The 26,600-nt window shown below is 71.0% G+C and carries 14 protein-coding genes and 1 pseudogene; 8 read left to right on the forward strand and 7 right to left on the reverse strand.

Features of this window, described 5'->3' with window-relative positions; all coding sequences use genetic code 11:
• Positions 1-57 precede the first annotated feature (57 nt).
• The 5 genes and pseudogenes from ACH4VO_RS11230 to ACH4VO_RS11250 all read left to right on the forward strand — a co-directional run bounded on the left by ACH4VO_RS11230 (position 58) and on the right by ACH4VO_RS11250 (position 12,178).
• Positions 58-7,143 carry a DEAD/DEAH box helicase gene (locus tag ACH4VO_RS11230; protein WP_360991585.1) on the forward strand — a complete coding sequence of 2,362 codons (7,086 nt, stop codon included), beginning with the start codon at positions 58-60 and terminating at the stop codon, positions 7,141-7,143.
• On the forward strand, positions 7,140-9,518 hold the full coding sequence (locus ACH4VO_RS11235; RefSeq protein ID WP_360991588.1) for an ATP-dependent helicase: 2,379 nt from the start codon (positions 7,140-7,142) through the stop codon (positions 9,516-9,518). The genes ACH4VO_RS11230 and ACH4VO_RS11235 overlap by 4 nt, the downstream gene beginning before the upstream one ends.
• Before the next feature lie 171 nt (positions 9,519-9,689).
• Positions 9,690-9,878, forward strand: a pseudogene (locus ACH4VO_RS11240) (IS5/IS1182 family transposase); the annotation flags it as partial.
• A 113-nt stretch (positions 9,879-9,991) separates the two neighbouring features.
• A complete protein-coding gene (locus tag ACH4VO_RS11245; RefSeq protein WP_398440927.1) occupies positions 9,992-11,146 on the forward strand; it encodes a M15 family metallopeptidase in 1,155 nt (384 codons plus the stop codon).
• Between the two features lie 129 nt (positions 11,147-11,275).
• The gene (locus ACH4VO_RS11250) at positions 11,276-12,178 is read left to right on the forward strand and encodes an NUDIX domain-containing protein (RefSeq protein WP_360991591.1); all 903 of its coding nucleotides are present in this window, start codon (positions 11,276-11,278) and stop codon (positions 12,176-12,178) included.
• Positions 12,179-12,219: 41 nt separating this feature from the next.
• Here the strand turns inward: ACH4VO_RS11250 and ACH4VO_RS11255 are convergent, their stop codons facing one another.
• The 4 genes from ACH4VO_RS11255 to ACH4VO_RS11270 form a co-directional block, all read right to left on the reverse strand.
• Positions 12,220-13,527, reverse strand: a complete 1,308-nt coding sequence (locus ACH4VO_RS11255) for a BNR-4 repeat-containing protein (RefSeq protein ID WP_360991593.1) — start codon at positions 13,525-13,527, stop codon at positions 12,220-12,222.
• A 169-nt stretch (positions 13,528-13,696) separates the two neighbouring features.
• The gene (locus tag ACH4VO_RS11260; protein ID WP_360991596.1) at positions 13,697-14,998 is read right to left on the reverse strand and encodes an extracellular solute-binding protein; all 1,302 of its coding nucleotides are present in this window, start codon (positions 14,996-14,998) and stop codon (positions 13,697-13,699) included.
• A 63-nt stretch (positions 14,999-15,061) separates the two neighbouring features.
• Complete coding sequence (locus tag ACH4VO_RS11265) at positions 15,062-15,982, reverse strand: carbohydrate ABC transporter permease (RefSeq protein WP_360991599.1); 921 nt, start codon at positions 15,980-15,982, stop codon at positions 15,062-15,064.
• Entirely contained in the window at positions 15,982-16,908 is a 927-nt protein-coding gene (locus ACH4VO_RS11270) for a sugar ABC transporter permease (RefSeq protein ID WP_360991601.1), read from the reverse strand. Before ACH4VO_RS11270 ends, ACH4VO_RS11265 begins: the two co-directional genes overlap by 1 nt.
• Before the next feature lie 343 nt (positions 16,909-17,251).
• Between ACH4VO_RS11270 and ACH4VO_RS11275 the strand changes: the two genes are divergently transcribed.
• Positions 17,252-19,540, forward strand: coding sequence for an FAD-dependent oxidoreductase (locus ACH4VO_RS11275; RefSeq protein WP_360991604.1), 2,289 nt, complete (start codon positions 17,252-17,254; stop codon positions 19,538-19,540).
• 57 nt (positions 19,541-19,597) lie between these two features.
• Here the strand turns inward: ACH4VO_RS11275 and ACH4VO_RS11280 are convergent, their stop codons facing one another.
• Together ACH4VO_RS11280 and ACH4VO_RS11285 are read right to left on the reverse strand one after the other, a co-directional pair.
• Positions 19,598-20,386, reverse strand: coding sequence for an IclR family transcriptional regulator (locus tag ACH4VO_RS11280; RefSeq protein ID WP_360991607.1), 789 nt, complete (start codon positions 20,384-20,386; stop codon positions 19,598-19,600).
• A 247-nt stretch (positions 20,387-20,633) separates the two neighbouring features.
• The gene (locus tag ACH4VO_RS11285) at positions 20,634-21,656 is read right to left on the reverse strand and encodes an acetylxylan esterase (RefSeq protein WP_360991610.1); all 1,023 of its coding nucleotides are present in this window, start codon (positions 21,654-21,656) and stop codon (positions 20,634-20,636) included.
• Between the two features lie 888 nt (positions 21,657-22,544).
• On the opposite strand from ACH4VO_RS11285, the gene ACH4VO_RS11290 reads away from it, so the two are divergent.
• On the forward strand, positions 22,545-23,777 hold the full coding sequence (locus ACH4VO_RS11290; RefSeq protein ID WP_360991612.1) for a PP2C family protein-serine/threonine phosphatase: 1,233 nt from the start codon (positions 22,545-22,547) through the stop codon (positions 23,775-23,777).
• A 305-nt stretch (positions 23,778-24,082) separates the two neighbouring features.
• Complete coding sequence (locus ACH4VO_RS11295; protein ID WP_360991615.1) at positions 24,083-24,910, forward strand: alpha/beta hydrolase; 828 nt, start codon at positions 24,083-24,085, stop codon at positions 24,908-24,910.
• Positions 24,911-25,184: 274 nt separating this feature from the next.
• On the opposite strand, the gene ACH4VO_RS11300 is transcribed toward ACH4VO_RS11295, so the two are convergent.
• Positions 25,185-26,531, reverse strand: coding sequence for a non-reducing end alpha-L-arabinofuranosidase family hydrolase (locus tag ACH4VO_RS11300; RefSeq protein ID WP_360991774.1), 1,347 nt, complete (start codon positions 26,529-26,531; stop codon positions 25,185-25,187).
• Positions 26,532-26,600: the final 69 nt, after the last annotated feature.

Here is a 26,600-nt window from a genome sequence, read left to right on the forward strand (position 1 = left end):
GCAAGGCGCGTCCGGGAGCGCCCGGAGCAGGACACAGGGGGAGGGCCGGCGGGCACCATGCGTCCCACACTCGCCGCGCAGGCGCTGCGCGACACCACGGTCGAGTATCTGACCACCACGTTCGCGCTCGCCGAGCCCGACACCCAGAGGGCCCTCACCGAGTTCCTCACAGACCCGGCCGACGGGCTCTTCCGCGGGCCGTACCACCGGCTCCGGCGGCCGTTCCGCGCGGCCGAGGACGGTTGGCAGCAGCACCTCGACTGGTACAAGGGCGGTTTCTGGCCGTACGCGCACCAGGCAGAGGCGTTCGCCCGGCTGACGACCAAGGGCGGGCACGTCCCGCAGCCGAGCCTCGTCACGACCGGCACGGGCTCCGGCAAGACGGAGGCGTTCCTCGTCCCCGTCATCGACCACTGCCGGCGGGCCAAGGCGGCCGGGAAGCACGGGATCAAGGCCGTGCTGCTCTATCCGATGAACGCGCTCGCGGGTGACCAGGCGGACCGGATCGGCGAGCTGCTGGAGGACGAGCGGCTCCGGGACGTGACCGCCGGGCTCTACATCGGTGAGGCCAGCTCCGCGAAGAACGGCTCCCCGTACGGGCGGGTCGCCGTGGACCGGGCGGAGATACGGCGGAATCCGCCGGACATCCTGATCACGAACTACAAGATGCTGGACCTGCTGCTCCAGCGGCAGCAGGACGCCCCGCTGTGGGCCGACGCGGACCTCGCGTACATCGTGATCGACGAGTTCCACACGTACGACGGGGCCCAGGGCACCGACGTCGCCATGCTGCTGCGGCGGCTCGGCGTGGTCGTCGGAGCGGCCGAGGAGGGGCGGCCGCTGGGCTCGATCTGCCCGGTGGCCACCTCGGCGACGCTCGGTGAGTCGCCCGTGCGGGACCGGCAGGACCAGGGTGGCGCGGGCGGTTCCCGGGCCATGCTGAACGTGGCGTCGCAGGTGTTCGGGGTGCGCTTTCCGGACGACGCCGTGGTCGGGGAGGACCGGCGGGACCTGAACTCCTTCCTCTCCCCCGTGGACGTGTGGTTGCCGCTGCCCTCGCCTGCCCAGGTCGCGGCCCTGCCCGATCCGCCCGCGCGCGACGGCGGGCTCGACGAGGTCTCCCGGCTGGTGCTGGGCTGCGACACGTCCGACGCCCGCGAGATGGGGCGCCGCCTCCTCGCACACCCGCTCACCCACGACCTGCTGACCGCCGACGTGGACCAGCCGCTCACGGCCGGGGAGATCCTGGCGGCCTTCCCCGCCAGCTCCGCATGGCGGGTGACGGCGGCGCAGGACCCGGAGATCGCCGCCGAGGCGCTGGCCCGGTTCATCGCGCTGATCTCCGTGGCGCGTGACCCGGGGGCACCCGCCGGCAAGGACCGGCCGCTGCTGCTCGTCGAGACGCACCTGTGGGTGCGTGCGCTCTCCCGGGTGCTGCGCTTCGTCGCGCCGCAGCCCGCCTTCTCGTGGACGGACGCCGACCGGGCCGCCTCGGCCTCCGTGACGTCCGCCGCGCAGGCGGACCGGAACCGCGTCGTGCCTCGGGCCGGGCGGCTGCCGTCGGCGTACTGCCGGCACTGCGGACGCTCCGGCTGGAGCGCCGTGTGCCCCGAGCGCAACCCGACCTCCCTCGTCTCCGCGCCCGACGACGTCTACCGGCTCAGCGCGGGCGGCGGGGCCGGCAAGGCCCGGGTGCGGGCGCTCATCGCGGCGACGCCCGCCGAGGCGGCGAACCAGGCGCGGCAGGCGCTCGGCCGGAGCATGCGGCGCGGGAAGCGGGCGGCGGTCCGCGAAGCGACCGTGCTGGTCCTGGAGGACAACGGGGAGGCGCTGCGCCGGATAGACCCCGACGAGGTGCTGCGCTCCGACGGATCGATCGCCGAGGCCCCGGAGAACGGGGTGTTCGTCAAGGCGTGGTTCGACAACGCCGACCAGGACGCGTACGCCAAGCAGGACCGCTGCCCGGCCTGCGGGCAGGCCCAGGGCATCCGGTTCCTCGGTGCCGGTGTGGCCCCGCTCGCCTCGGTGGCGGTCACCCAGCTGTTCACCGGCGGGGAGCTGCCGAAGAAGGACGCTGACGGCAACGACGCGCGCAAGACGCTGATCTTCAACGACTCCGTGCAGGACGCGGCGCACCGGGCCGGGTTCGTCGCGTCGCGCGCCTGGAAGTTCTCGCTGCGTTCGCTCGTGCAGGAACAGCTGGCACAGCGCTCGGCGGAGGAACCGGACTTCGCCGACGAGGGCGTTCCGCTGAACGAGCTGATCGCCGCGCTGGTGAAGCGGGCCTCCGTGGACAAGGAGAAGCTGCTCGCGTCCGTCGTGCCGCCCGACCTGCACGACGTGGACAAGGTGAAGCGGCTCCTGGCGGGCAAGAAGCGGCTGCCCAGGGGGACGTGGGAACTGGTCGGTGAGCGGCTGGCGTTCAACACCCTGCTGGAGTTCGGACTGAACTCGCGGGCGGGCCGCACCCTGGAGCTCACCCGCACGGTGGCGGCGGAGGTGTATCTGCCGGACCCGACAACCGCTGCCAAGCTCGCGGAAGGGCTGTACAGGGAGCACCTGCGCCGGCAGCTGCCCGTGGACCCCGAGGAAGCGGCGGAGGAGGACGGACCCGCCGGGGAATCCGCTCCTCCGGTCCTGCCCGCTTCCGGGCCGGAACGGCTGCGCCGCTTCGAGGGGTTCGTCCGCGGACTCCTGGAACACGTGCGGGCCAGCGGCGGCATCCGGCACACGTGGCTGGACGAGTTCATCAACGCCGAGGGGCGCAACCGCTACCACGTCTGGGGCGGACGCCCCGAAGGGATGCAGGCCTTCGGCTGGAACTCGGACGCGCCCGCCTTCGTCCTGGTGGGGTCGCGATCGGGCCGTACGGACTTCGAGCGGGTCGACACCAAGGAGAGCTGGTACGCCGACTTCGCCGCACGCTGCCTGGGCATGGACCGGGCCCTCGCCGCCGGCTACCTCGCGGAGCTGCTGCCGCGGCTGGCCGACCCGGAGATCGGCGCCCTGGCCCACCGGCGTACCGGCCAGGAGGCGGCGGGCCGGGGAAACCAGGACCACGGGACCTACGGGCTCACCCCCGGGCACATCCGGGTGCGGCCGCTGACCGACGAGCAGACGGCGCACGCGGCGCTGGCCTGCCCGGAGTGCGGCTGGACGCAGACCGTGCCGCCGGAGCGGGTGCCGGTGTGGCAGGGCCTGCCCTGCCCGCTCAAGGGCTGTGAGGGGCAGTTGGCGGTGCCCTCGACCGAGGCGCCCGGCAGGGCCGGCCGGGACTACCGGGCGGACTACTACCGGCAGCTGTACCGGGACGCGGGGCCGTACAGCGTGGTCGCCGCCGAACACACCGGGGTGCTCACCCGCAAGGAGCGCGAAGAGGTCGAGAAGGGCTTCCGGCAGGGCGTCCGGCACACCGACCCCAACGTGCTGTCCTGCACGCCCACCCTCGAACTGGGCATCGACATCGGCCAGTTGGAGGCGGTCGTGCTGGCCTCCCTGCCGCCGACCACCGCCGGATACGTCCAGCGCGTCGGCCGGGCCGGCCGCTCGACGGGCAACGCGCTCATGGTGTCGCTGGCCGACACCAGCCCGCGCGCCCTGTACCACCTGGCCGAGCCACGGCAGTTGATCGCGGGGCGGATCCTGCCTCCCGGCTGCTTCCTGTCGGCGGGCGAGCTGCTGCGCCGCCAGTACGTCGCCCATCTCGTCGACCTGGCCGCGCGCGGGCGCCTGGAGGGCGTGATCCCGCTGCCCGACCGGGTGACGGCCCTGTTCGGGCGGGTCGGCTGGCTGCGGCGGTTCTCCCAGGCCGTGACCGGGCGCAGGGATCTGGCCGACGACTTCCTGAAGCTGTTCCCGGAGATCGACGGTGTGCCCGACTCCGGGGTCTCCCGCGATGCCCGTGCGTCGCTGCACCGCTATGCGGCGGGGAAGCTGGCCGAGGCGCTGCGGGACGCCGAGGAGGACTGGGAGGCCGAGCGGGCCGAGCTCGTGGACCGGCGCGCCCGGATCAACGAGGCGGCCGAGGCCCTGCACGAGAACGTGGAGGACGAGGCACGGGAGCGGCGCAACCTCGCCCGGGAGGCGGTGGCCGTCGGGAAGCAGCTCCAGGAGTTCGCGCAGGCCGGGGCGCAGGCGTTCCTGGTCCAGCGGGGGCTGCTGCCGAACTACAGCCTGGTGGAGGGCGGTGTGCGCCTCGAAGCCGCGCTGACCCGCAAGGAGCCCGCCAGGCGTACCCGTGATGCGGCCGGCGCCGACGCGGAGAAGGCGCCCGCGTCGCAGTGGCGCACGGAGAGCCGGACCTACACCCGGCCGGCCGAGTCCGCGCTCACCGAGCTCGCCCCCGGGAACTCGTACTACGTCCTCGGCTACCACCACACCATCGACGGTTTCGATCTCGGTCCGCGCCCCAAGGACGGCGAGGACGAGACCCGTCCGGCGGTGGCCGCCTGGCGCGTCTGCCGGGAGTGCGGGCACGTCCGCACGAAAAACGCCGAGACCGACACCTCGCCCTGCCCCCGCTGCGGCGGCGCCGGCATCGGCGGCCGGGCCGCGCTGCACCACGTGATCGTCCCGCACAAGGTGACCTCCCGGGACAAGCGGGACGACGCCCGGATCATCGACGACGTCGACACGCGCAACCAGCGCCACTACTCGACGGCCACGGCGGTGGACATCGACCCGGCCGCGATCAAGGAGAGCTGGCGTCACACGGGGGCCACGTTCGGCGTCGACCACGTGCGCGAGGCGGTCATCCGGAGGTTCAACCTCGGGCCCGCCAGGGCGAACCGCCGCCCCGACACGTACTTCGCCGGCACCGAGGTCACCGTCACCCCCTTCGTGCTCTGCCCGCTGTGCGGGGGCGCCACCGACCGCGATCCCGGGCACGCCCCCGTACAGGAGGAGCTGTCCGAATCCCTCGCCGGACGGCCGGAGCTCGCCCACCACCGCCCCTGGTGCCCCACCCGGCGCCGCGGCCGGGCCGTCCAGGCCCAGGACCGGCGGGTGATCACGGCGACCGAGCACCGCACCGAGGCGCTGCGCATCCTGCTGCCCGCCGCGACCCTGCACGTGCCGGAACGCCTGGCGTCCTTCTCCGCCGCCCTGCACCTGGGGCTCGCACTGCGCTACGGCGGCGACCCCGCGCACATCCGGTCCACCCCGAGCACGGAACCGGACCGCGAGACCGGGCTGACCCGCAACTACCTGGTGCTCTACGACTCGCTGCCCGGCGGCACGGGCTATCTGCAACGGCTCGTCGAGCGCGTGGGCGACGAATTCCGGGCGGTGCTGGCGGCGGCGCAGGAATACCTGCGCGCCTGCCCGTGCGAGAACGGGCCCCGGCGCGCGTGTCACCTCTGTCTGCTGGGATACGCGCCGGAGCGCGAATACCCGCTCCTGGACCGCCTCGAAGCGCTGTGGATGCTCGACGACGTGCTCGGTGCGGACGGGCACAGCCGGTGGGACGTCAAGACGCTCCGCAAGGACCGGGCGGGGCGCGCGGAGGCCGAGGAGGAGGACCGCAGGCGCTTCGCCCGGCAGGCCCAGAGCGATCTGGAGCGGCGGTTCATCGACTGCCTCGACCGCTGGCTCGACGATCCCGCGAACAAGGCCGACGTGGAGCACGAGGAGACCCCGACCGGACGCCAGGGCAAGCAGTTCACGCTGCGCCGGCGGGACGGCTCCCCGATCCGCTGGGAGTCCGTCGCACAGAAGCCGCTGCACGCCCAGGGCACGGTGCCGGACCTGCTGCTGCGCCCCGTCGCGGGTGAGACCACGTCGGACGGGGCACCGCCCGTGCCGGTGGCCGTCTACCTGGACGGCTACCGGTGGCACGCCTCCGCGGCGACGAACCGGATCGCGGGGGACGCCGCCAAGCGGGCCCGGCTCCGGGCCGACGGCATGCTGGTCTGGCAGATCACCTGGGACGACGTCATGGCCTGGGACAAGGAGCTGCGGACCCGGGCCGGCCGCGGTGCGGCGGCGGACGGGGACGAGGGCGCACAGGCGCTCACCCCCGCCCTGGCCGGGCCGTCGGCGCAGGCCGCGTGGCCGCCGTACGCCGTCGACGGGGACGCCACACCGGGCGGCCGGGCCCGGACCAACTGGGCGCGGCAGCGGCAGGACCCGGCCGAGATCGACCGGCTGTTCGCCGGTGCCGTCCCCGCCCTCCTCGCCTTCCTCGCAGACCCCGACCTGCGGCGCTGGCACGCGCTGGCACGGCTGTGCGTGGGGGGTCTGCTCCCGTTGGCGAAGCGGGAGGAGGTGGTCGACGCCTCCCCCGAGGCGGCCGTCGCGTGGATAGAGGCGACGCTGCGGGGCGACGCCCGGCCGCCGGTGAGCGGTCAGGGGCTGAAGCTCTACCCCGTCCGCGACGGCTCAGGCCTGCCGCTGACGTTGATCGGTGACGCCCGGACGAAACCGCAGGGGCTGAGCGCGCTGGCCGTGCTCGACGACCGTGCGGAGGCCGTCGCCGGGGACGGCGACACGCACCGGCGGCGCTGGAAGGCGTGGCTGTGCTGGGGCAACGTACTCCAGTTCCTGGACCCGGCCGGGACCGGCCGGGCCGACGGTCTGCAACTCGCCCGCAGCGAGCTGGACTCCTTCGACGCGGGACTGCTGGCGGCCACGGCCGTACGGGCCGGCGGGCTCCTGCCGGCCCTGCGCGAGGAGCTGCCGGGCACGGGGCTCGTGCTGCCGGAAGCGGAGCGGGAGGACCCGGGCGCTGCGCCGGAGGCGGCGGCCGAGGCGGCTCCCGGCGCGTCGCCGCAGGCCGACGGTGCGCGTGCGGTGCCCACGGAGCTGGAACGCGCCGCGTGGGATCTCGTCCTGCGTGAGCTGTCGTACGTGGGCGACCCGGCGATCGAGGCCCTCGCCACGGCACTCGCCGAGCGCGGCCAGGTGCGGCCCGCCGAGGCGGGCTGGGACGCCCCCGGTCTCTCCAGGCCGCTCGAACTCGCCTGGCCGGACCGCAGGATCGCGGTCGTCCTGGACGAGGACGCGGCAGACGACGCGTACATGGAGCAGTGTCACGCGGCCGGGTGGCAGGTCCGGGCGCCGGGCGGCTGGGACGAGAAGGAGCTCGCCGCCCTGCTGGACGACCGGCGGGAGAGCGCATCCGGAGAGGGAGGGGACCGGTCATGAGCCAGGGAGTCCGGACACAGGTCACGGTCACACCGCAGGCCAACGAGGACATCCGGCGCCTCGACGCGGCCACGAAGAACGCGGTGGGCGACTTCGTCCGCCGGCTGCGCACCGACCGGTCCAACAGGGCGCTGCGGCTGGTCTTCCTGCGGGAGACGGGCGGAAACGGGCGTCTGTTCCTCGCTTCCCTCGACGGCAGTCGCATGGGGCTGCTCCTCGAGACCGAGGAGAACCGCTTCAGTCTGCTGGCCGTCCGGGTCGGGCCGGCGGCACGGGACGAACTCGCCCGGCTGACCGTGGAGATCAACGCGGTCTCCGGCGGTGTCGAGCTCGTCGACCAGAGCGAGGTCAGCGCCCAGGTGGTGGCGATGCCCGCACGGCCGGAGCCCGATCCGGCACCGGATGCCGTGCCGGCGGAAGCCCCGGCCGCCGAGGAGGCCGCCTCGCCTTCCGAACCCGTGCCGACCGCTCTCCCGGTCCCGCTCTTCGCCCGCTACGGCGACGAGGAGCTGGTCGAGCTCGGTGTCATCGCCTCCCTGCTGCCCGCCCTGCGGCGCGTCACCGACGGCCGCCAGCTGGAGGCCGTGCTCGGTCACAACCTCCCGGGGCTCACCCGGGAGGTGCTGCTGGCGCTGCACGACGGCATGGAGCCGTCCGAGGTGCGCGCGTTCGTCACCGACCAGTGGCGGGCCGACGGACGGGTCGACCCGCAGGACTGGGCGCAGGCCGCTCGGCGCCCCGTCTCCCAGGTGAGCACGGAGGACGCGGCGGTCCTGGACGCGCTCGGGGACGGTTTCGAGGCGTGGCGGCTCTTTCTCCATCCCGAGCAGCGCCAGCTCGCCACCACGTCCTTTAAGGGATCGGCGAAGGTCACGGGCGGGCCGGGTACCGGCAAGACCGTCGTGGCGCTCCACCGGGTCCGGTACCTCGTCGACCGGCTCCCCCCGGGCCAGACCCGGCCCGTGCTGCTGACCACGTACAACACGAACCTCGCCGCCGACCTGAGGGAGCGCCTGCACCGGCTCGGCGGTGACGCGCTCGTGCGCAGGGTCGACGTCAAGTCCGTGGACCAGGTCGCCCGGGAGGTGGTCGAGCAGCATCCCGGTTCGGTGCTCGGTACGCCCATGGGCGACGAGGAGGCTATGGCGCTCTGGCACCGCGCGTGCACGGAGGTGGGTGTCTTCGACTACGACGCCGACTTCCTCGACGCGGAGTTCAAGCACGTCATCCTCGCGCAGGGCTGCGGAACGGAGCGTCTGTACTTCCGCGCGGAACGCAAAGGCCGGGGAGTGCTGCAACGAGCCGACCGGAAAAAGGTGTGGGAGCTGGTGCAGACGTACCGCTCGCTGCTGGACGGTCCGCCCCGCCGCACCACGTACGCGCTGATCGCCGACGAGGCCGCGCGGATCGAGGGGCGCCACATGGCGAAGGCCGTCGAGCAGGCACGCTACAAGGAGGAGCACGGCGGCCTGGACCTCGTCCATCGTGAGGCCGGAAGCGGCATGTGGCTCAAGCCCCGCTACCGGCATGTGGTCGTCGACGAGGCCCAGGACCTGTCGGCCTCCCACTGGCGGATGCTGCGGGCGATGACGGCCCCCGGGCCGGACGACATCTTCCTGGTCGGTGACGCCCACCAGCGCATCTACTCGCACCAGGTGGTGCTGGGCCGGCTCGGCATCAACACCCCTGGACGGGCCTCCCGACGGCTGACCCTGAACTACCGCACGACGCGGGAGATCCTGGGCAGCGCCCACGGCCTGGTCCACGGTGAGAGCTTCGACGATCTCGACGACGGTGCCGACACCCTGGACGGGTACCGGTCCGTACTGACCGGGCTGGCTCCCCAGTACTGGCGTGCTCCCGACTGGGAGACCGAGATGCGGGCGATCGCCGCCCTGCTCAAGGAACGTCACGAGCGCTACGGAACTCCGTACGCCGCCATGGCCGTCAGTGTGCCCGACAAGGACGCCGTCACACAGCTCGCCTACACGCTGGCGTGCAAACCGTTCCTGATTCCCGCGAGCGAGATCGGCCGGGAGGGCCCCCGCGACGTCGACACCGTACACATCGGCACCATGCACCGGTTCAAGGGGCTGGAATTCCAGCGGGTGTTCCTGGCGGGTGTCAGCGAAGGCCTGATTCCCCATCAGCGCATCGAGACCTTCCGGCTGAGCAGTCCCGACCGGTATCGCCAGGAGGAGCAGCGAGCCCGCTCCCTGCTCTTCGTGGCGGCGACCCGGGCACGGGACGAGCTGATCGTCACCTGGCACGGCAGAGCAAGCCGTTACCTGCCCCGGCAGGCCGACCGCGACGCCGGCCGCGCGTCGTCCCTGTGGCGGGAGGACGGTCCACCTTCGGGTTCAAACGCGGCCTGACGCCACATAATCTCAGGTCAGGCCCTCTTGTCCGCAGGTTCCAGAATCGCCACGCACTCCACGTGCGAGGTCATCCGTAACGCTTCGACGATTGCCGCGGACTCGCGGCGAAGTAGCGAGGGAGGTTCGGGCTTCGTTGAGTGGTCACGCACGATCCTCGGTCGTGAGCTGGAGATCGTGCGCAAGGCCCCGGGCCAGCGCGGATTCCAGGTCCGTCCCACGAGATGGGCGGTCGAGCGCACCTTCTCGTGGCTCACCGCCCACCGCCGCCTCGCGCATGACTACGAGACGTGCCCGGCCCGCTCAGAGACCATGACCCGCTGGGCAATGATCGGCATCATGGTCCGCCGAGTCGCCCGTGGCCGACCGGCAACCCGTCGACGAAGCAGTGAGGTCTACGGCGGCGTGGGCCCCAGCGCCCGTCTCCACCCGGCCGCCCGGGTCGCGGCAACTCGGCGTCAGGCAAGTCAAGCGTGGCCCAGGGCCTGCGCGATCACCACGGCCGCGGGGTCGCGATCGTGGGCCAGGACGTGATCCGCCGGAACGTGCTCAGGGAACACGACACCGCGCGGGGGGCCAACATCGCCCTGTTGAGCGTGATCGTCCGCGAAGCCCTGGACGCCGGCTTCCACGTGGTGCTCGAAGGGATCCTGTACGCCGACCGATACGGCCACATGATCACGTCTCTGGTACGGGACCACCGCGGCGTCTCCAGCTGCTACTACCTGGACGTGCCGCTGGAAACGACATTGGTCCGGCACGCGTCGAAGGCGGATGCCGCGTACCTGGAGCACGTCACCGACGACCACCTCACTTCCTGGTACCGCGAGCTGGATCTGCTGCCCGGCGGTCTGGAGGCCGTGATCCCCGCCGACAGCTCGCTGCAGGACACCATCGCGCGCATCCTGGACGAAGCCGACCTGGCTTCCGCCTCCCCCATCCCGCCACCGCACGGCAATCCGTCGCAGGGAGACTCGATGAACCCTCTGGTGTTGATGTCCGATCCGCGGGTTGCCGCGATCCCGGTGCGCGAGTGCGGGGAGCCTCTCGTCGACGTGCGTCACCACAGCTTCCGTATCGATCCCCGCAAGCAAGATCCGCTGGGCGCGTTCGCCCACGTCCGCGAGGGCGTCCTGGCCCGACTGAAGCACGCCCGCTCCCTCCTGCCCGCCGGCACCGACCTGCTGTTCATCGAGGGCTACCGGCCGCTGGCCCTGCAACAGCGCTATTTCACCGAGTACCGGGACGAGCTGGCCGCCGCTCACCCCGGCTGGACAGCCGAGCAACTGCACCAGGCCGCCAGCCGGTACGTGTCGCCGCCCGAGATCGCGCCCCACTCCGCAGGCGCAGCCGTGGACGTCACCCTGGTCGACCAGGACGGCCACGAACTCGACCTCGGCACCCGCGTCAACGCCTCCCCCGAGGAAAGCGACGGGGCCTGCTACACGAACGCCCCCAACCTCAGCGATCACGCGCGCCACCACCGGACGCTGCTGCTCAACGCCATGGAGGACGCCGGTTTTACCAACTACGGAACGGAGTTCTGGCACTTCTCGGTGGCGGACCGGTACGACGCGCTGAAGCGGCAGGAGCCGCACGCCCGTTACGGACCGATCGAACTGCCCTAGCGCCCGACGGCATCGTCTACTTCCTCGCCACCCACACCGATCTGGCAGCACAGGAAAGCGGTCACCGCCCTCTGACCCGGTTGCGCTCCCCGGGCCGTAAGGGTCGGACCGCATTGAACGGAGGCACGTATGCCTGACGACGCTCAGCAGGCGATCCCAGCCGTCCCGAGCCCAACGGCCGGAGACGAACCGCACGAACACCACATGCACCTGCTCGGGCGGTACTACCGCCAAGTGGAAGCGGGGCGCAAGACGATCGAAGTGAGGGTGGCCACCCCGCAGAAGCGCGCCGTCGTCGCCGGCGACACGGTCGTCTTCCACGACCGGGACACCGGACGGGAACTCGACGTCATCGCGCAGCGGATCGCCCCGTACTCCTCCTTCGAGGCCCTGCTCAGCGCGGAGGACACCGCGCGCATCGACCCGGACGCCCCGCCCGGCGAACTGCTCACCAGCCTCCGCACCATCTACCCGCCGGCCAAGGAAGCCCTCGGCGTTCTCGCCCTCGCATTCGACCACCGCCCGGCCCGGCCCGGCCACCCCATGCCGATGACGGCCGAGGCGTACGCGCAGACCGTCCCCCACCACACGGTGTACGGCTGCCTGTATATCCGTGACGAGCACGACAGGCCGATCCAGCTCCGCTCGGTCTACGGCTCGAGACTCTGGCAGTTCCCGGGTGGCAACCTCGATGCCCCGGGCGAGGACCCGCTGCAGACCGCCCGGCGCGAGGCGGTCGAGGAGACGGGCCTCGCACTCGGCCTGGACACACCGAAGCTGCTCCTGACGCACTTCCTTCACGCCGGACCACGCCAGCCGCTGAACAAGGTGGGGCTCATCTTCGACGGAGGCCGACTGAGCGCCCACCAGCTCACCCGGATCCGTCTTGACCTTGCCGAGCACGACATGTGGGCCGTCCACGACCTCGCTACCTGGCAGGAGCTGATGGCGCCGCGCGCCTTCGTCCGCCTCGACGCCATCGAGCGAGCCCGGCGCGGCGAAGGCCCCGCCTACCTGATCACGCACACCTGACCGCTGAACACCCGCCCACTGCGGGGCGCGGCTGCGGTTCGTCAACGGGGCGCGTAATACAGGGAGTTGTGTGCGGTGTCCGGCAGGTAGAGCACATCCTGACCGTCCGAGTCCCGTCGCACCGCGAGCCGGTCCGCGCTCACGCCCGGCGCGGCGGACTGCGCGGTCCAGGCCCCGTCTGCCGACTGGGTCGCGGAGAAGACCCGGTCGGTGCCCGAGGTGGTCACGTAGTAGACCCGCTTGGTGTCCGTCTCGTCCCAGGTGATGCCGAGGGCGGCCGCGGTCTGCCCGCCGGCGTACACGGTCTTGCGGACCCAGCCGCCACCGCTCGGATAGGCGTAGTACACCCGGAAGTGACCACCGCTGTCCGCCGAGCGGTAACGGTAGGCGATCTTCGGGGTGGAGCCGTCGAGGGTGAGCTTGGCGCTCTGCACCGCCGGCCCGGTGTACGTGTTGTCGGCGCTCCACTCCTCGCCCGCGGTGAGGTCCTGGACGACGTCGGAGGTGGCGGGGGTGACCGGGGTGGTGACGGTCGTGTTCGTACTGTCCGCGAAGGAACCGCTCGACGGGTCGTAGGACAGGTAGGAGAGCTGGTGGCGGAACGCGGTCGCCGGTGCCTTCGCCCACTCGTAGAGGAGGTGCACGCGGCCGGAGGCGTCCACCGTGATGTCGTCGGGGTACACGGAGCGGTACAGCGCACTCGCGAAGGTCGCGACGACGCTCCAGCGGGAGGTGGCGTTGTCCCAGCGGTACAGCTTGCCGGGGCGCTGGTCGGAGCCGGTACCGACGCGGGCGGCCAGGTACAGGTCGCCGTTGGGCGCGGTGGTGACGGCCGGGTAGGTGATGCCCACGCCCTGATCGGGCAGTTCGGATGCGTGGTCGGTGACGTCGCCGCCGGGGGCCTCGGTGCGGAAGTAGCGCCAGGAGTTGGCGTGCATGGAGGTGAAGACGTGCAGGCGGCCGCTGCCGTCGCGGGCGATCGACGGCTGGTTGTGGCCGTTGTCGTCGGGGAACTCGGCCTGCTGCCCGTCGTTGTTCAGCAGCGGCAGCCGGCTCCAGACCCCGTCCGGGTCGCGCCGTGCAATGGCGGGCCGGTGCGTCGCGGCCGTCGAGCCCGGCTCGTTGAAGGCGAAGTACGTGTACTGGCCACGGCCCTTGTACGTGGCGACCGGCGTCCACCAGGCGGCCTGGTTCGACGCGTCCATCGCGTACGGAACCTTCTCGATCGCCGCCGCCGCTGCCGTGGTCTGCGCGGTGTCGGCCCCGGCGGCCGGGGCGGGCAGGAGGAGAGCGGCCAAGGCCGCAGCCGAGGCGGTGAACGTGCGTATACGTGCCGTGGGCCGTCGCAAGAGGAGCTCCTTCGCGGGTGCGGGTGCGGGCCTGGGAGTGGCGCGGACGGCACCGGCCCGGGGCGGCCGGCGGCGCGGTCGTCGGCGCGGTCGTCGTGCGGGGTGGGGCAGGGAGCAGGGCCCGGCGAAGCGTGCGGCGCTCGCCGGGCCCGGACCCCGGCGTTCGACCTCAGCGCTTGATGAGCGCGGCGGCCTCCTCGCCGGCCTGCTTCATCGCGTCCTTCGGCTTCGACGTGCCGACGAGGACGGCCTGTACCTGCTTGGCGACGGCCTCCTCGATCTGGGCGTTCTGCGCGAACTGCCAGAACGGGCTGCCGGTCGCCGTCCGGGTGATCTTCCGGGTCCACTCCGTGGTGAAGGTGTCCTTCGCGACCTCGGGAGCGGCCAGACCCGCGGTGGTGGACGGCGGCAGTGCGCGCGCGGCGAAGTACGCGGAGGTGGTGGCCCGGTCGGTGGTGGTGTGCAGTGCGAACTCGGTCGCCGCGTCCTGGCCCTTGCCCTTGACGATCGCGATCACACCGCCCCACAGCAGCGCCTGCGGCGTGTCCCCGGCCTTGAGCACCGGACGCTCCATCGGCTGCATCGCGTCGGCCAGCGTCTTGTCCTTCGACTGGGCGGAGGTCACGCCCTTGCCGATGATCGCGTCGTCGTAGAAGGCGGCCTTGCCCTGCCCGAACAGGGCGCGCGCGTCGAAGCGGTCCACGTCGGCGGCGATCAGCTTCGCGTCGTGCAGCTTCTTGTACCAGGTGACCGCGTCGACCGACGCGTCGTCGCCTATCGTGACCTTCCCGCCGTCGAGCAGCTTGCAGCCGAAGGTCTGCATCCACGGGAAGATGTCCTTGAGCTGCGCGACCTTGGTGGCGGCGGCATATGGCACGACTCCGCCGCCGAGGCCCTTCAGTTCGCGCAGCGCTGCCTCGAACTCCTCGACGGTGGTGGGATGCTTCTTGATCCCGGCCTTCTCCAGGAGGTGGGCGTTTGCGATCACACCGATCGATCCGGTGTTCCACGGCAGCCCGTACTGCGTGCCGTCGTACATGCCGCTCTTCAGCGCCACGTCCGTGTAGCCGCCCTTGCCGGCCACCGATCCGAGGTCGACCAGCTTGCCCATCTGCGCCATCGCTGCGAGCCACGCGATGTCGAGGTGCACGGCGCCCGTGGTCTCCCCGCCGCCCAGCTTGAGGGTGAGCTGGCTCAGGTACTCGTTGTACGGGTACGAGACCGCGCGGATCGTCGACTTCTCGGCCTTCTCCCAGGCCGCGATGATCTTCTCGATCGAGGGTTTGGCGGCCTCCTCGTTGAGCGACCAGGAGGTGAAGTCGAAGTTCTTGGACTTCGGGTCACCGCCGTTGGAGGGGGAGCCGGCGCCGGACGGCGCACAGGCGCCGAGCACACCGGTGGCCGCTGCACCGAGGGCGCCGATGCCGAACATGCGCAGCGCGCCGCGCCGGCTGATGCCAGAGGTGGTCATGTTCTCTCCATGGGAAGTGTGCGGGAGGGGAGGTACGTGAGGGCGGGGGCCGGACCCGTGGGTTCAGCTCTTGACCGAGCCGGCGGTCATGCCGCCGACGAGGTAGCGCTGCAGGAACATGAAGGCGACGATCACAGGGACCGACACCACGAGCGAGGCGGCCATCAGCTGGGGCCAGGCGGTCTGGAATTCGCCGATGTAGGTGGAGACGAGTCCGGGGGGCAGGGTCTGCTTCTCCTTGTCGGCCAGGGTCAGCGCGAAGATGAAGTCGTTCCAGCCGCGTACGAAGGCGAAGAGTCCGGCGGCGATCATCCCCGGCGCGGCCAGCGGCGCCACGATGGAGTGCAGCGTCCGCCACCGGGAGGCGCCGTCGATGGACGCCGCTTCCAGCAGGGCGTCCGGAATGGTGTCGAAGATGCCCTTCAGCATCCAGACGCAGAGCGGCATGGTGAAGGTGGTGAAGGAGAGCACCAGGGCGGTGTACGTGTTGAGCATGCCGAAGCTGGAGAAGACGGTGTACAGCGTCACCAGCAGAAGGGCCTGGGGGAACATCTGGGAAGCCAGCACCAGGTGCATCAGCGACCGGCGGCCCCGGTAGCGGAACTTGGAGAACGAGTAGCCCATGTACGTGGCGACGATCACGCTCAGCACGGCGGTGATCGAGGCCACGACGAGCGAGTTGATCATGTACGTGATCAGCTGGTCGTTCTCGGCCAGCGCCGTGAAGTTGCTGAGGGTGAGATCGGTGGGTACCAGTTTCGGCGGGAACCGGAAGGTCGACTCGGGGGTACTCAGCGCGGTGGCGAGCAGCCAGTAGACCGGCAGCAGGCCGAAGGCGCCGATGACGACGACCGCACTCCAGGCGGCGATCCGCGAGCGCAGCAGGTCCTTGCGCACCCGGCGCCGGGTGCTGCGCCCGGCCCGCGTGGCGGACGGCTGCGGCCGGCCGACGGCGGACACGGGGGTGGGGGTGGTGGAGGTCATCAGGCGTCGCCCTTCCGCTCGGTGATCCTGAGGTAGACGGCGACGAGGAGGAGCAGGAGCAGCATCCACAGTCCGCCCAGTGCGGTGGCCCGGCCGATGTCGAAGCCCTTGAAGGCGGTCTGGTACACGGCGGTCGCGAACGTCTCGGTGGTGCCGGCGGGCCCGCCGCCGGTGAGGACGTAGATGGTGTCGAAGTGCTGGAAGTTCCAGATGAACTCCAGCAGCAGCACGATCGAGGCGACACCGCGGACCTGCGGCCAGGTGACGGCGAAGAAGCGCCGGATCGATCCTGCCCCGTCCATCGAGGCCGCCTCGTGCAGCTCCTTGGGCACGGTCTGCAGACCGGCCAGGAGCATCACCATCATCCACGGGAAGCTGGCCCAGGTCTTGGTGACGATCACGGCGAGCATCGCGGTGCCGGGCCGGCCGAGCCAGGCCACGGACTCGTCGAGGATCCCGGCCTCCATGAGGACGCCGTTGAGCACCCCGTAGTTCGCGTTGAAGATCCACATCCAGAGGAAGGAGACCACCACGCCCGGGATCACCCACGGGAACAGGAACAGGCCGCGCAGGAAGCCGCTGCCCTTGAGTCCGGTGTTCAGCGCGAGCGCGAGCGCGAACCCGGCCACGAAGGGGACGAGCGTCGCGCCGACGGTGAAGACCAGCGTCTGCTCGAGGATGGCGAGGAAGTCGCCGTCCAGCCAGTAGGTGAAGTTGTCCAGGCCGACGAACTCCCGGCCCGGAAGCCGCAGGTCCTGCCTGAAGAAGCCGGTGAACAGGGCCGACAGCAGCGGGTAGAAGATGATCGCCGCGAACAGGGCGAGGCCCGGTGCGGTCAGCAGCAGGGCGAACGCACCGTTGGAGAGCCGCCCCCCGCTCCGCTCGCGGGGTGGGGGCGCCTTCTGGGGAGGTGCGGCCGTACTCATGGGTCTGTCCTCTCACGTGGTGGCGGGAGCGCCGCAGCCCTGCGCGAACGTCGTCCCTGCTGCGATGAATACAAGTTGCAGCATGCGGGATCGTTCTCCATATCCCGCGACGGCGTCAACCCTTTTCGTCAGTGAATCGCCGATTCTGTGCAGGACCGGGAGCGCAGCCCACCTGCTTCGAACCCGCACTTCGGCTCACGACGGCCAGGTCGGAGGCCGCAACCGGAACTTACAGCGGAACCCATAGGTTGAACAATGGTTGCACAATATGGATGTGATGTACGTTCAAGGCCGCCCCGCTGCGGCGGGGAGTATCCGAGCTTCACAACAAGGAGGCCGTACCGTGCGGGAAGAAGAGGTCCATTACGACATCGCCGTGATCGGCGGCGGATTGGCGGGGACCTGCGCGGCCATCGCTGCGGCCCGGCTCGGCCGACGCGTCGCCCTGGTCAACAACCGGCCCGTCCTGGGCGGCAACGCCAGCAGCGAGATCCGTGTCTGGGTCTGCGGCGCCACCGCACACGGCGTGCACCGCTGGGCCCGCGAGACCGGGATCATGGGCGAGTTGTACACCGAGAACCAGTACCGCAACCCCGAGGGCAATCCCTACTACTGGGACCAGGTCGTCCTCGACGCCGTCCGCGCCGAACCGAACATCGACCTCTACCTCAACACCGACGTACGCGAGGTCGACGCGAGCGGCCCCGCCGACAGCCGCGAGGTGCACTCCTGCACCGGCTGGATGATGGGCTCGGAGCGCCGCATCACCTTCCGCGCGCGCCAGTTCCTCGACTGCACCGGAGACGGCCTGGTCGGCCACCTCGCCGGCGCCCACTACCGCATCGGCCGTGAGGCGCGGTCCGAGTTCGACGAGCCCTGGGCGCCGTCCGAGGCGGACCGGGCGCTGCTCGGCTCGACCATCCTCTTCCACACCAGGGACACGGGCCGGCCGGTGAAGTTCGTACCGCCCGCCTACGCCAAAGACCTGTCGACCACCCCCATCCTGCGCAACCGCATCCTGCGCACCGGCGACAACGGCTGCGACTACTGGTGGATCGAATGGGGCGGCGAACTCGACACCGTCCACGACAACGAGCGCATCCGCGACGAACTCCAGTCCGTGATCATGGGTATCTGGGACCACATCAAGAACTCCGGCCAGTTCCCGGACGCGGCGAACCTCACCATGGAATGGGTCGGCAGTCTCCCCGGCAAGCGCGAGTACCGCCGCTTCCTCGGCGATCACGTCCTCACCCAGCAGGACATCCTCCAGCAGCGACAGTTCGAGGACCGGATCGCCTTCGGCGGCTGGTCCGTCGACCTCCACCCGGTACAGGGCATGTACGCCGAGGAGCCCGGCGCGCGCCAGCGGTACGCGGACGGCGTCTTCCACATCCCCCTGCGCTCCCTCTACTCGGCGAACGTCACGAACCTGCACTTCGCCGGGCGCAACATCTCCGCCACCCACATCGCTTTCGGGGCCACCCGCGTCATGGCCACCTGCGCGACACTCGGCGAGGCCGCGGGTACCGCCGCGGCGCTGTGCGTCGCCGAGAACCTCACGCCTCGGGAACTCGCCACCGAACGGGCGGACCTGGTGCGCCGCACCCTGCTGCGCCAGGACGCATCGGTGATCGGCCTCGCCGACGAGGACCCCGGCAACCTGGCGCGCACGGCCCGCGTCACCGCCTCGTCCTGCCTGGACCGTCTGGCCGCCGAGCCGACGCGGGACGCGCCCGGCACCCCGTACCCCCTCACCCGCGACCTCGCCCTCCTGCTGCCGGTCGACCCCGCACTCGACACGGTCGACCTGCTCGTCCACGGCGCCCCGGACGACCGGTCCCGCGAACTCACCGTGGAACTGTGGAGCACGGGCAAACCCGAGAACGCGGTCCCCGCCGGCCACCTCCTCACGACCACCGTCACCGTGCCGCCGGGCGGCCCCCACTGGGTCACGGCCCGCCTCGACCACCACCCCGACACTCCCCGGAACGCGATCCTCGTCGTCCGGGCCTGCGCCGGCACGGCCCTGGTCCTTCTCCCCGAACGCACCGACGGTGTCCTCGCCCTGCGCAGGAAGGTCGAGGGGGACGCGGGCGTCGACCACGACATCCCGGAGGAGGACGGCCAACCCGTCCTGGAATGGCAGGCCCGCGGCCTCCGCCGGCAGACCTTCGCCTTCCGGGCGACCCCCGCCACCAGGGCGTTCCACCCCGAACGGGCGGTAGGCGGATACCAACGTCCTTACGGCGGCCCCCACATGTGGTCCTCCACGCGGGAGGACGACGCCCCCTGGCTCCGCCTCGGCTGGGACGACGAGCAGGAACTCACCGAGATTCGCCTGGTCTTCGACGATGACGTCGACGAGTACCTCAACAACCTGCACCGCCACCGCACCCCGTACGCGGTCATGCCGGAACTCGTACGCGACTACCGCGTCCAGCGGTGCGACGCCGTCGGTACCTGGCACACGCTGCTGACGGTGACGGACAACCGGCGCCGCCACCGCGTACACGCGGTGCAGGCCCCGGACGGCGGCCCTGTACGCACCGGTGCGCTGCGGCTCGTGGTCGACGCGACGCACGGGGCGCGGCAGGCGCACGTGATCGCCTTCAAGGCGTACGGCGCGTAGCCGTACGGCGAAGGGGTCCGGTGGAGAGCTTCCACCGGACCCCTTCGCACGTGTACGTCAGAGCGCGCCGAGTGCCTGACTGATGGCGTCGGCGGCCTCGATGACCTCGCGTACGAGGGCGAGGCGCTGCCCCTCGGTGTCGGAGCGGTCCCCGAGCACCGAGGTCGGGCCCCAGAGGGAGATGGCCGCGACGATCTCCCCCGAGGCGTCGCGGACCGGTGCGGCAAGAGACGCACGGCCCAGGGCGCGTTCCTCGGCCTCGACGGCGTAACCGGTGCGCCGGACGGTGTCGATCTCGGCGTCGAGGAGGTCGTGACTGGTGGTCGTGTACTCCGTGTGCGCGTCGAGGGGATCTCCCAGCAGCTTGCGCCGCTCTTCGGGAGTGAGACCGGTGAGCAGGCACTTGCCGATGCTCGTGGCGTGCAGCGGGGCGGTGTGTCCGGCCTGCGTGTAGGACTTGGGGGCGCGCGTGCCCTCGAAATTGCACAGGAACATCAGCTCGCCACCGCGGCGTACGGCCACGTTGGCCCCGAGCCCGGTGCGGGTGGCGAGGCCCTGGAGCACCATGCGGGCGGCCCGGTGCACGGGGTGGCGGTTGGTGGCGGTGGCGGCCAGGGGGAGAAGCCCCAGGCTGAGGCGGTAGAGGTTGCTGACCGGATCGCGTTCGACCATGTCGAGGCGTTCCAGGGTGGACAGCAGGCGGGAGGTGGTCGAGGAGCCCAGTCCGGTGAGCTCGGCGACGTCGGAGACACGGAGTTCGGCCCGGCCGGAGTCGAGTGCGCGCAGCACCGACACCGCTCGTTCGACGCTCTGGTTCGTCCCTGCGTCAGTCGCCCGCGTAACCATGACCCTCCTCGTTCTGCACATCCCTTGCACATTCTGCATCAGCATATCGCGCCTGATGGGCGCCCGTACCTGAAAAGCAGCGACCGCGGCAGTTCCGCGACGTCCTGCGGGCCGGACGTCGGTGGCGTCGCGGAACCACCAGGTCACCGGGCGGCAACCGGTGAGGACCTCGGCCTGGCGGAGCCGGTCGTACGGCGGACGGTCAGGCGGTGGGCGGTCAGGCGGTGGGCGGTCAGGCGGTGGGCGGTCAGGCGGTGGGGCGCGGCGCCTCGGGGTCCGGCCCCGACAGGAAGCGTCGCTGGGCCTCTTCCAGGGCCGCCGTCTCGGCCCGCTCGCCCGGGTGGTCGAAGTGCCCTGCCCGCAGGACCACGAGTTCGCGCGGCCCGGACAGTGCGTTGTACACCGCGAACTGCCCGGGCGGGGGCACATGCGGATCGAACAGGGCGGCGCCCACGTGGACGGGGATCTCGATGTGCCGGGCCGCCGTCGCGGCGTCGAAGTACGCGAGGACATCCAGCACCGAGGGGTCCTCGGCGAGCCTCGTACGCACCGACTCACCGCTGCCCGTGCACGGAAGTGTCGCCCGGAGCGGATGGTTCCCGAAGGTCGGCACCGTCAGGCCGGCCGCACGGAAACGGTCGTCCCAGGGGAGCGCCAGCGCCCCGATGCCGCCGCCGAAACTCGTGCCCAGGTACGTCAGCCGTCCGGCGGCCTCCGGCACCAACTGCCGCAGTGCCGTGGCCGCGCACCAGACGTCCGCCACACACCCGCCGATGAGGTAGGACTCCCGGGCGCCGATGCCGTGCAGGACGTGCCCCGCCGACGTCGAGGGCACGCCGGGCAGCAGGCTCCGCGTTCCGAGACCGCGCAGACAGGGCCAGATGGTCGCGGTCTCCGGCGGGAACTGCCGGGGGTCCGGGGCCTCCCGGCCTCCGTATCCGTGCGTCGCCACACAGCCCTGGGTGACCCGGCCGTCGGCAGGGACGGTCAGCCACCCGCCGATACGGACGCCGTCGGCGGACGTGTACGTGACGTCGGCGACCCGCATGCCGTCCACCGTGGCCCACGGCCCCTCGATCCGGGGGGCCGTGTCGATGCGCAGCGCATTCGCATGGCGCTCTCGCCAGAAGTCGGCGAAGTCGCCCGGGCCCTGCGGCGCCTTCACCGCGAGGAGGCGCCGCAGGTCGTAGCCGTGGGTGGGATCGAAGGGAAAATCGTGGGGCGGCGCGCTGAGTTGGCCGGTGTCCGTCGTGAGCGGATGGGTGGACAAGATCTCTCCTTGTTCGGTGTGCGAAGTGACCAGCACGTGTGCCGGAAGGGTCCTCGGCGCGACACACCCTGTCCTGTCGGCGCCGAACCCCCGCACCGGTCCTGACCCGCCGACTCGGCGGTCACGTCCCGCCGGGCGGTGTGGTCACGGGCAGCTGCTTCGATGCGATCGGCGGTGGCCGGTCCAGGGCGGCGGTGCGGAGGAGGCCGGGACGACGCGGGTCCGTCGCTCGATCTCCCTGTTCACGCCGGACGGGCGCGGCCGTCGGCCCGCCGTGCGGCGAATCCGTCGCCGCCCCTCAGCCCGAGGAGCTCGCGGCGCCCGCCGGCGGACTCCCCGTCGCGATCATCGCCGCCCGCGCGACCATACGGTGATCGGCCCGCACCGTGCAATAAGGAGGCGCCGCGGCTGGGTCACGTGGTCTTCGAGGTCGCGTCGAGGCCGGCGCGCGCGGGGCCTCCGCCTGGCCGGCATCCGCAGCCTCGCCTGCGGACTCCGACGGGCGGCCTGGATCCGAACCGGCCCCTCGCGCTCCTGCGCCTCACATGGTCAGAGCGGACGACATCGAACCACGCCGGAGCATGGGCGTGCAGCCGGGGTCCGTCGGTGGGGGAAGGGAACTGGCGTGCTTCGTCGGCGGTGGGGGGCTGACTGTGATGGTGTCGACGGGCGGTGTGGTGGCTGCCGCTCATGGGTCGTCCGTGCGCAGCGGGTGGGTCGTGAGAGGCGGCAGCCTCAGTATGCCATTGGGGTGATATGCGCGTTCGTGAGTCGTTAGGGACGGTATGACGGTGTTGGCTTGAAGCGACCGAGTGGGCAGTGGAGACGTGACGGGGCTACAGCGGTGGTCGTGTCGATCGTCCACCGGTCCGGTCAGGAGAAGGAACTGTGACAACAGATGAGCAGAGACCCGGTACGGGGAGGGCCGACCGGTCGGAAGGCTTCGGCGAGCGGCTCCTGGGTCTGTTGCTGGACCGGGCGCACGAGATGCCACCGCAGTTGATCGCACCGTTGATCGCGGAGGAAGTGGCGCGGATCGGTGGCCGCGAGGTGTCCATCCTTCTGCAGGACTACGCCGGGGAGCTCCTCGTGCCGTTGCCGGGCCGCAGGTTGTTCGCCAGCGAACCGGAGGAGATCGGTGACTCCCCGGCCAGTAGGGCCTTGCTGAGCGGGAGCACTGTGGAGGTCGAGCGGGCGGACGGTGTGCGTATGTATCTGCCGCTGCTGGACGGCAGCGACGAGGTCGGGGTGATGGCTCTTTCGTTGGACGACGTCGACGACGACGACAGGCGCCTGCTGCGAAGACTCGCGGGGTTGGTGGCCGACATGCTGGTCACCAAGAACGCTTATACCGATCGGTTCTTCCAGGCCCGTCGGCGCGAGCCGATGAGTGTGGCCGCGGAGATGCAGTGGTCCCTGCTGCCACCTCTGACCATGTCCGTGCCTCACGTGGCGGTGAGCGGAGCCGTGGAGCCGGCGTATGCCATCGCCGGCGACAGCTTCGACTACGCCCTCAACGACGACGTCCTGCACGCGGCGGTGATCGACGCGATGGGCCACGGCCTGGACGCCGCCACCATGGCCACCGTGGCCATCGGCGCCTACCGCCACGCCCGACGCGCAGGAATCGGTCTGGTCGAGATGTACACGTACATGGACGAGGCCATCGCCACACAGTTCGGGGCCGATCACTTCGTCACCGCCCAGATGATGACCCTCGACGTCACTACCGGCCTGTTGCAATGGGTCAACGCGGGACACCCCCCGCCCTTGCTGATCAGGAAGCACGGGCCCGAAAAGCTCGAGGGCCCCACCACGCTGCCGGTCGGCCTCGGTGGCGACCGGCCTGCGGTCAGCGCGTTCAGGCTTTCGCGGGGAGACAGGGTGCTGTGCTACACCGACGGCGTGATCGAGGAGCGCGATGCGGAGGGTGAGCCGTTCGGCGAGGAACGGCTCATCCAGTGTGTGCGCCGTATGGCGGACGGCGGGATGCGGTCAGCGGCACTCCGGCTCTCCAGCATGCTGAAACACGAACGTGGCGGGCTGACCAGCGATGACGCGACCGTCTTCCTCATCGAGTGGCGGGGTGGCTCCGCCGACCACCTCGCCATGCTGGAGTGAGGCCGGCGAGGGAGCACGGCTACCGCCCTTCGCGTGGCTGGTGACAGCCGACCGACTGCGTCGCCGGGACAGTGGCGGGCCAGGTGGGAGCGAGCCCCTGCTGAGGCCCGCTCCGCCGTGAGCCCCTCGGGTCGCGTGTGACCTCGAAGTGCGGGCGCCGTGGCCGTGTGAAAAATGGAACGGGGGACGGAACGAGAGGTACCGGCCACTGCTGGTGTCCTGCCGGCAACCACTCACGGTGTACGGCGAACCTCTCGACCCTGCCACGTCGTGGTGGGCTGCCGCAGATCCGAGAAAGGTGCGCCATGCCGATCATCACCACCCGTGACGGTGTAGAGATCTTCTACAAGGACTGGGGCCAGGGGCGTCCCGTGATCTTCATCCACGGCTGGCCGCTCAACGGCGACGCCTGGCAGGACCAGCTCAAGGCCGTCGCCGACGCGGGCTACCGGGGCATCGCCCATGACCGCCGCGGTCACGGGCGCTCCACTCCGGTGTACGAGGGGTACGACTTCGACACCTTCGCCGACGACCTGAACGATCTGATCACGCAGCTCGACCTGCGCGAGGTGACTCTGGTGGCCCACTCCATGGGCGGCGGTGAGCTGGCCCGCTACATCGGCCGCCACGGCACCGACCGTGTCAGGTCCGCCGTCCTCCTCTCCGCGATCCCACCGCTCATGCTGCAGACCGCGGACAACCCCGAGGGTGTTCCGCAGAGCGTCTTCGACGACATCAAGCGCGGCATCCTGGCCGAGCGCTCGCAGTTCTGGAAGGACACCGCTGTCGGCTTCTTCGGCGCGAACCGGGACGGCAACAAGGTCACCCAGGGCAACAAGGACGCCTTCTGGTACATGGCCATGGCCCAGACCATCGAGGGCGGCGTGGACTGTGTCGACGCTTTCGCCGCGACGGACTTCCACGAGGACCTGAAGAAGTTCGACGTACCGACCCTGGTGGTCCACGGCGACGACGACCAAGTGGTCCCCATCGACGCCACCGGCCGTAAGTCCGCCGAGATCATCCCCGATGCCACGCTCAAGGTCTACGAGGGCGGATCCCACGGCATCGCCCTCGTGCCGGGCCACAAGGAGAAGTTCAACCGGGACCTCCTCGACTTCCTCAAGGGCTGACCTCGGCAGCGGCAGCGTGCTGCGGCCGGACCCGGTGCGGGCATCGGATCCGGCCGGCCTCGCGGGGATGACCCGTAGTCGGGCTCCCCGTTGCCGCCCGGCAGACGCACGCGGCAGGTACGGCCCGGTCTCCTACGCGGCTCCGGCGTGCGGCGGAACCCCAGCCGGCTTACGGCTGGGGTTCCTCGGTGCGGTGGGTATCAGACACCCCGGGTGCGGCCCACCCGTCCACACGCCGGCCGCCCGCACCGGATCGCGATCACCACGAGCACGGTCAGCGTTGCAGGGTCAGGACACCGGGCCGCCACGGCAGCTGGTCGTAGGGCCCGCCTGCGGTCGGGGACTTGCCCTGGTAGAGGAACTGCAGGTTGCAGGGGTCGATCGTCATGGTCTGGTCGGGGTTGTTGCGGACCAGGTCACCGTGGCTGATGTCATTGGTCCAAGTGGCACCGCTGTTGGCCTTGCCCGCGAAGGGGTTGCTCTCGGTGGCGGCCTGCGGGGTCCAGGAGCCGCTCAGGCTGGAGGCCGTGAAGGAGCGGAAGTAGCGCCCGTTCGCTCCCATCGCCTCGACGATCATGAGGTACTGGCTCTGCCCCTGGACCTTGTAGACCTGTACGCCTTCGAACAGGTTGGCCTGCGTGTCGCTCATGACCGTCGTGTACGAGGAGCCGAAGTTGCCCGGGAAGTTCCCGATCGGCATGCTCGCCCGGTAGATCTTGCCGTTGTCCCCGGCGAAGAACAGGTACATGTTCTGGCCGTCGGCGATGAGGGTCTGGTCGATCGGACCGGTACCGGAGCCGGAGATGCTCCCGGTGAACAGCGGCTGCGGAGAGGACCAGCCGTTGGGGTTGGTGGGGTCGCTCGACGTGCGGTAGACGAAGGGCGAAGCACCCCACTGGTACGCCAGCACCCAGATGTTCTTGGGCGCGAAGTAGAACAGGGTGGGCGCCACCGCGGCCTGGTTCATCCCGGTCTGACTGGTCGTGGCCATGTCCGACCAGTTCGTGAAGGGGCCGAACGTCATGGAGCCGTAGGACGACCCCGACACGTTCGACGCGTAGACCAGGTGCTTGCCGTTGTACGTCACGGTGGTGAAGTCCTTGAGCGCGGCCCACCCGTTGGCCGGCTGTGCCAGGACACCGGTCGACGTCCACCGGTACGCCGACGGGAGAGAGCACGTGCCGTCGGGCGGGGTCGACGTGCCGGACAGGCCGGTCCACTTCTGGTTGCTGCCTCCGTTGCACGTCCAGAGCTGCACCGCCGTGCCGTTGGCCGTACCGGCGCCCGTGACCTCCAGGCACAGCCCGGACTCCACACCGACGACCGTGCCGTCGGTGTTCACCCGCCACTGCTGGTTCGCACCGCCGGAACAGGTCCAGATCTGCACGCGGGTACCGGCCGTGGTGGCGTGGCCCGGAACATCCAGGCACGTGTTGCCGTACACGGTGAGCTGATTGCCGTCCGTCAGGGTCCACTGCTGGTTGGTACCGCCCCAGCAGTCGTAGATCTGCAGGTACGTGCCGTCGGCCTGGCCCGCGTTCGGGACATCGAGGCACCGGCCCGAACCGACACCGCGTAAGGCCCCGCTGGTGGCCGCCTGGGCCGGACCTGCGACGAGCATCGCGGCCAGGGCGACCAGGGCCGCGACCACGGCGGCCGGCGCCACGAACGACCGCCTGCGGCCCGAACG

Origin of the sequence: Streptomyces sp. NPDC020780 (genome assembly GCF_044334475.1) — a bacterium.
Lineage (GTDB): Bacteria > Actinomycetota > Actinomycetes > Streptomycetales > Streptomycetaceae > Streptomyces.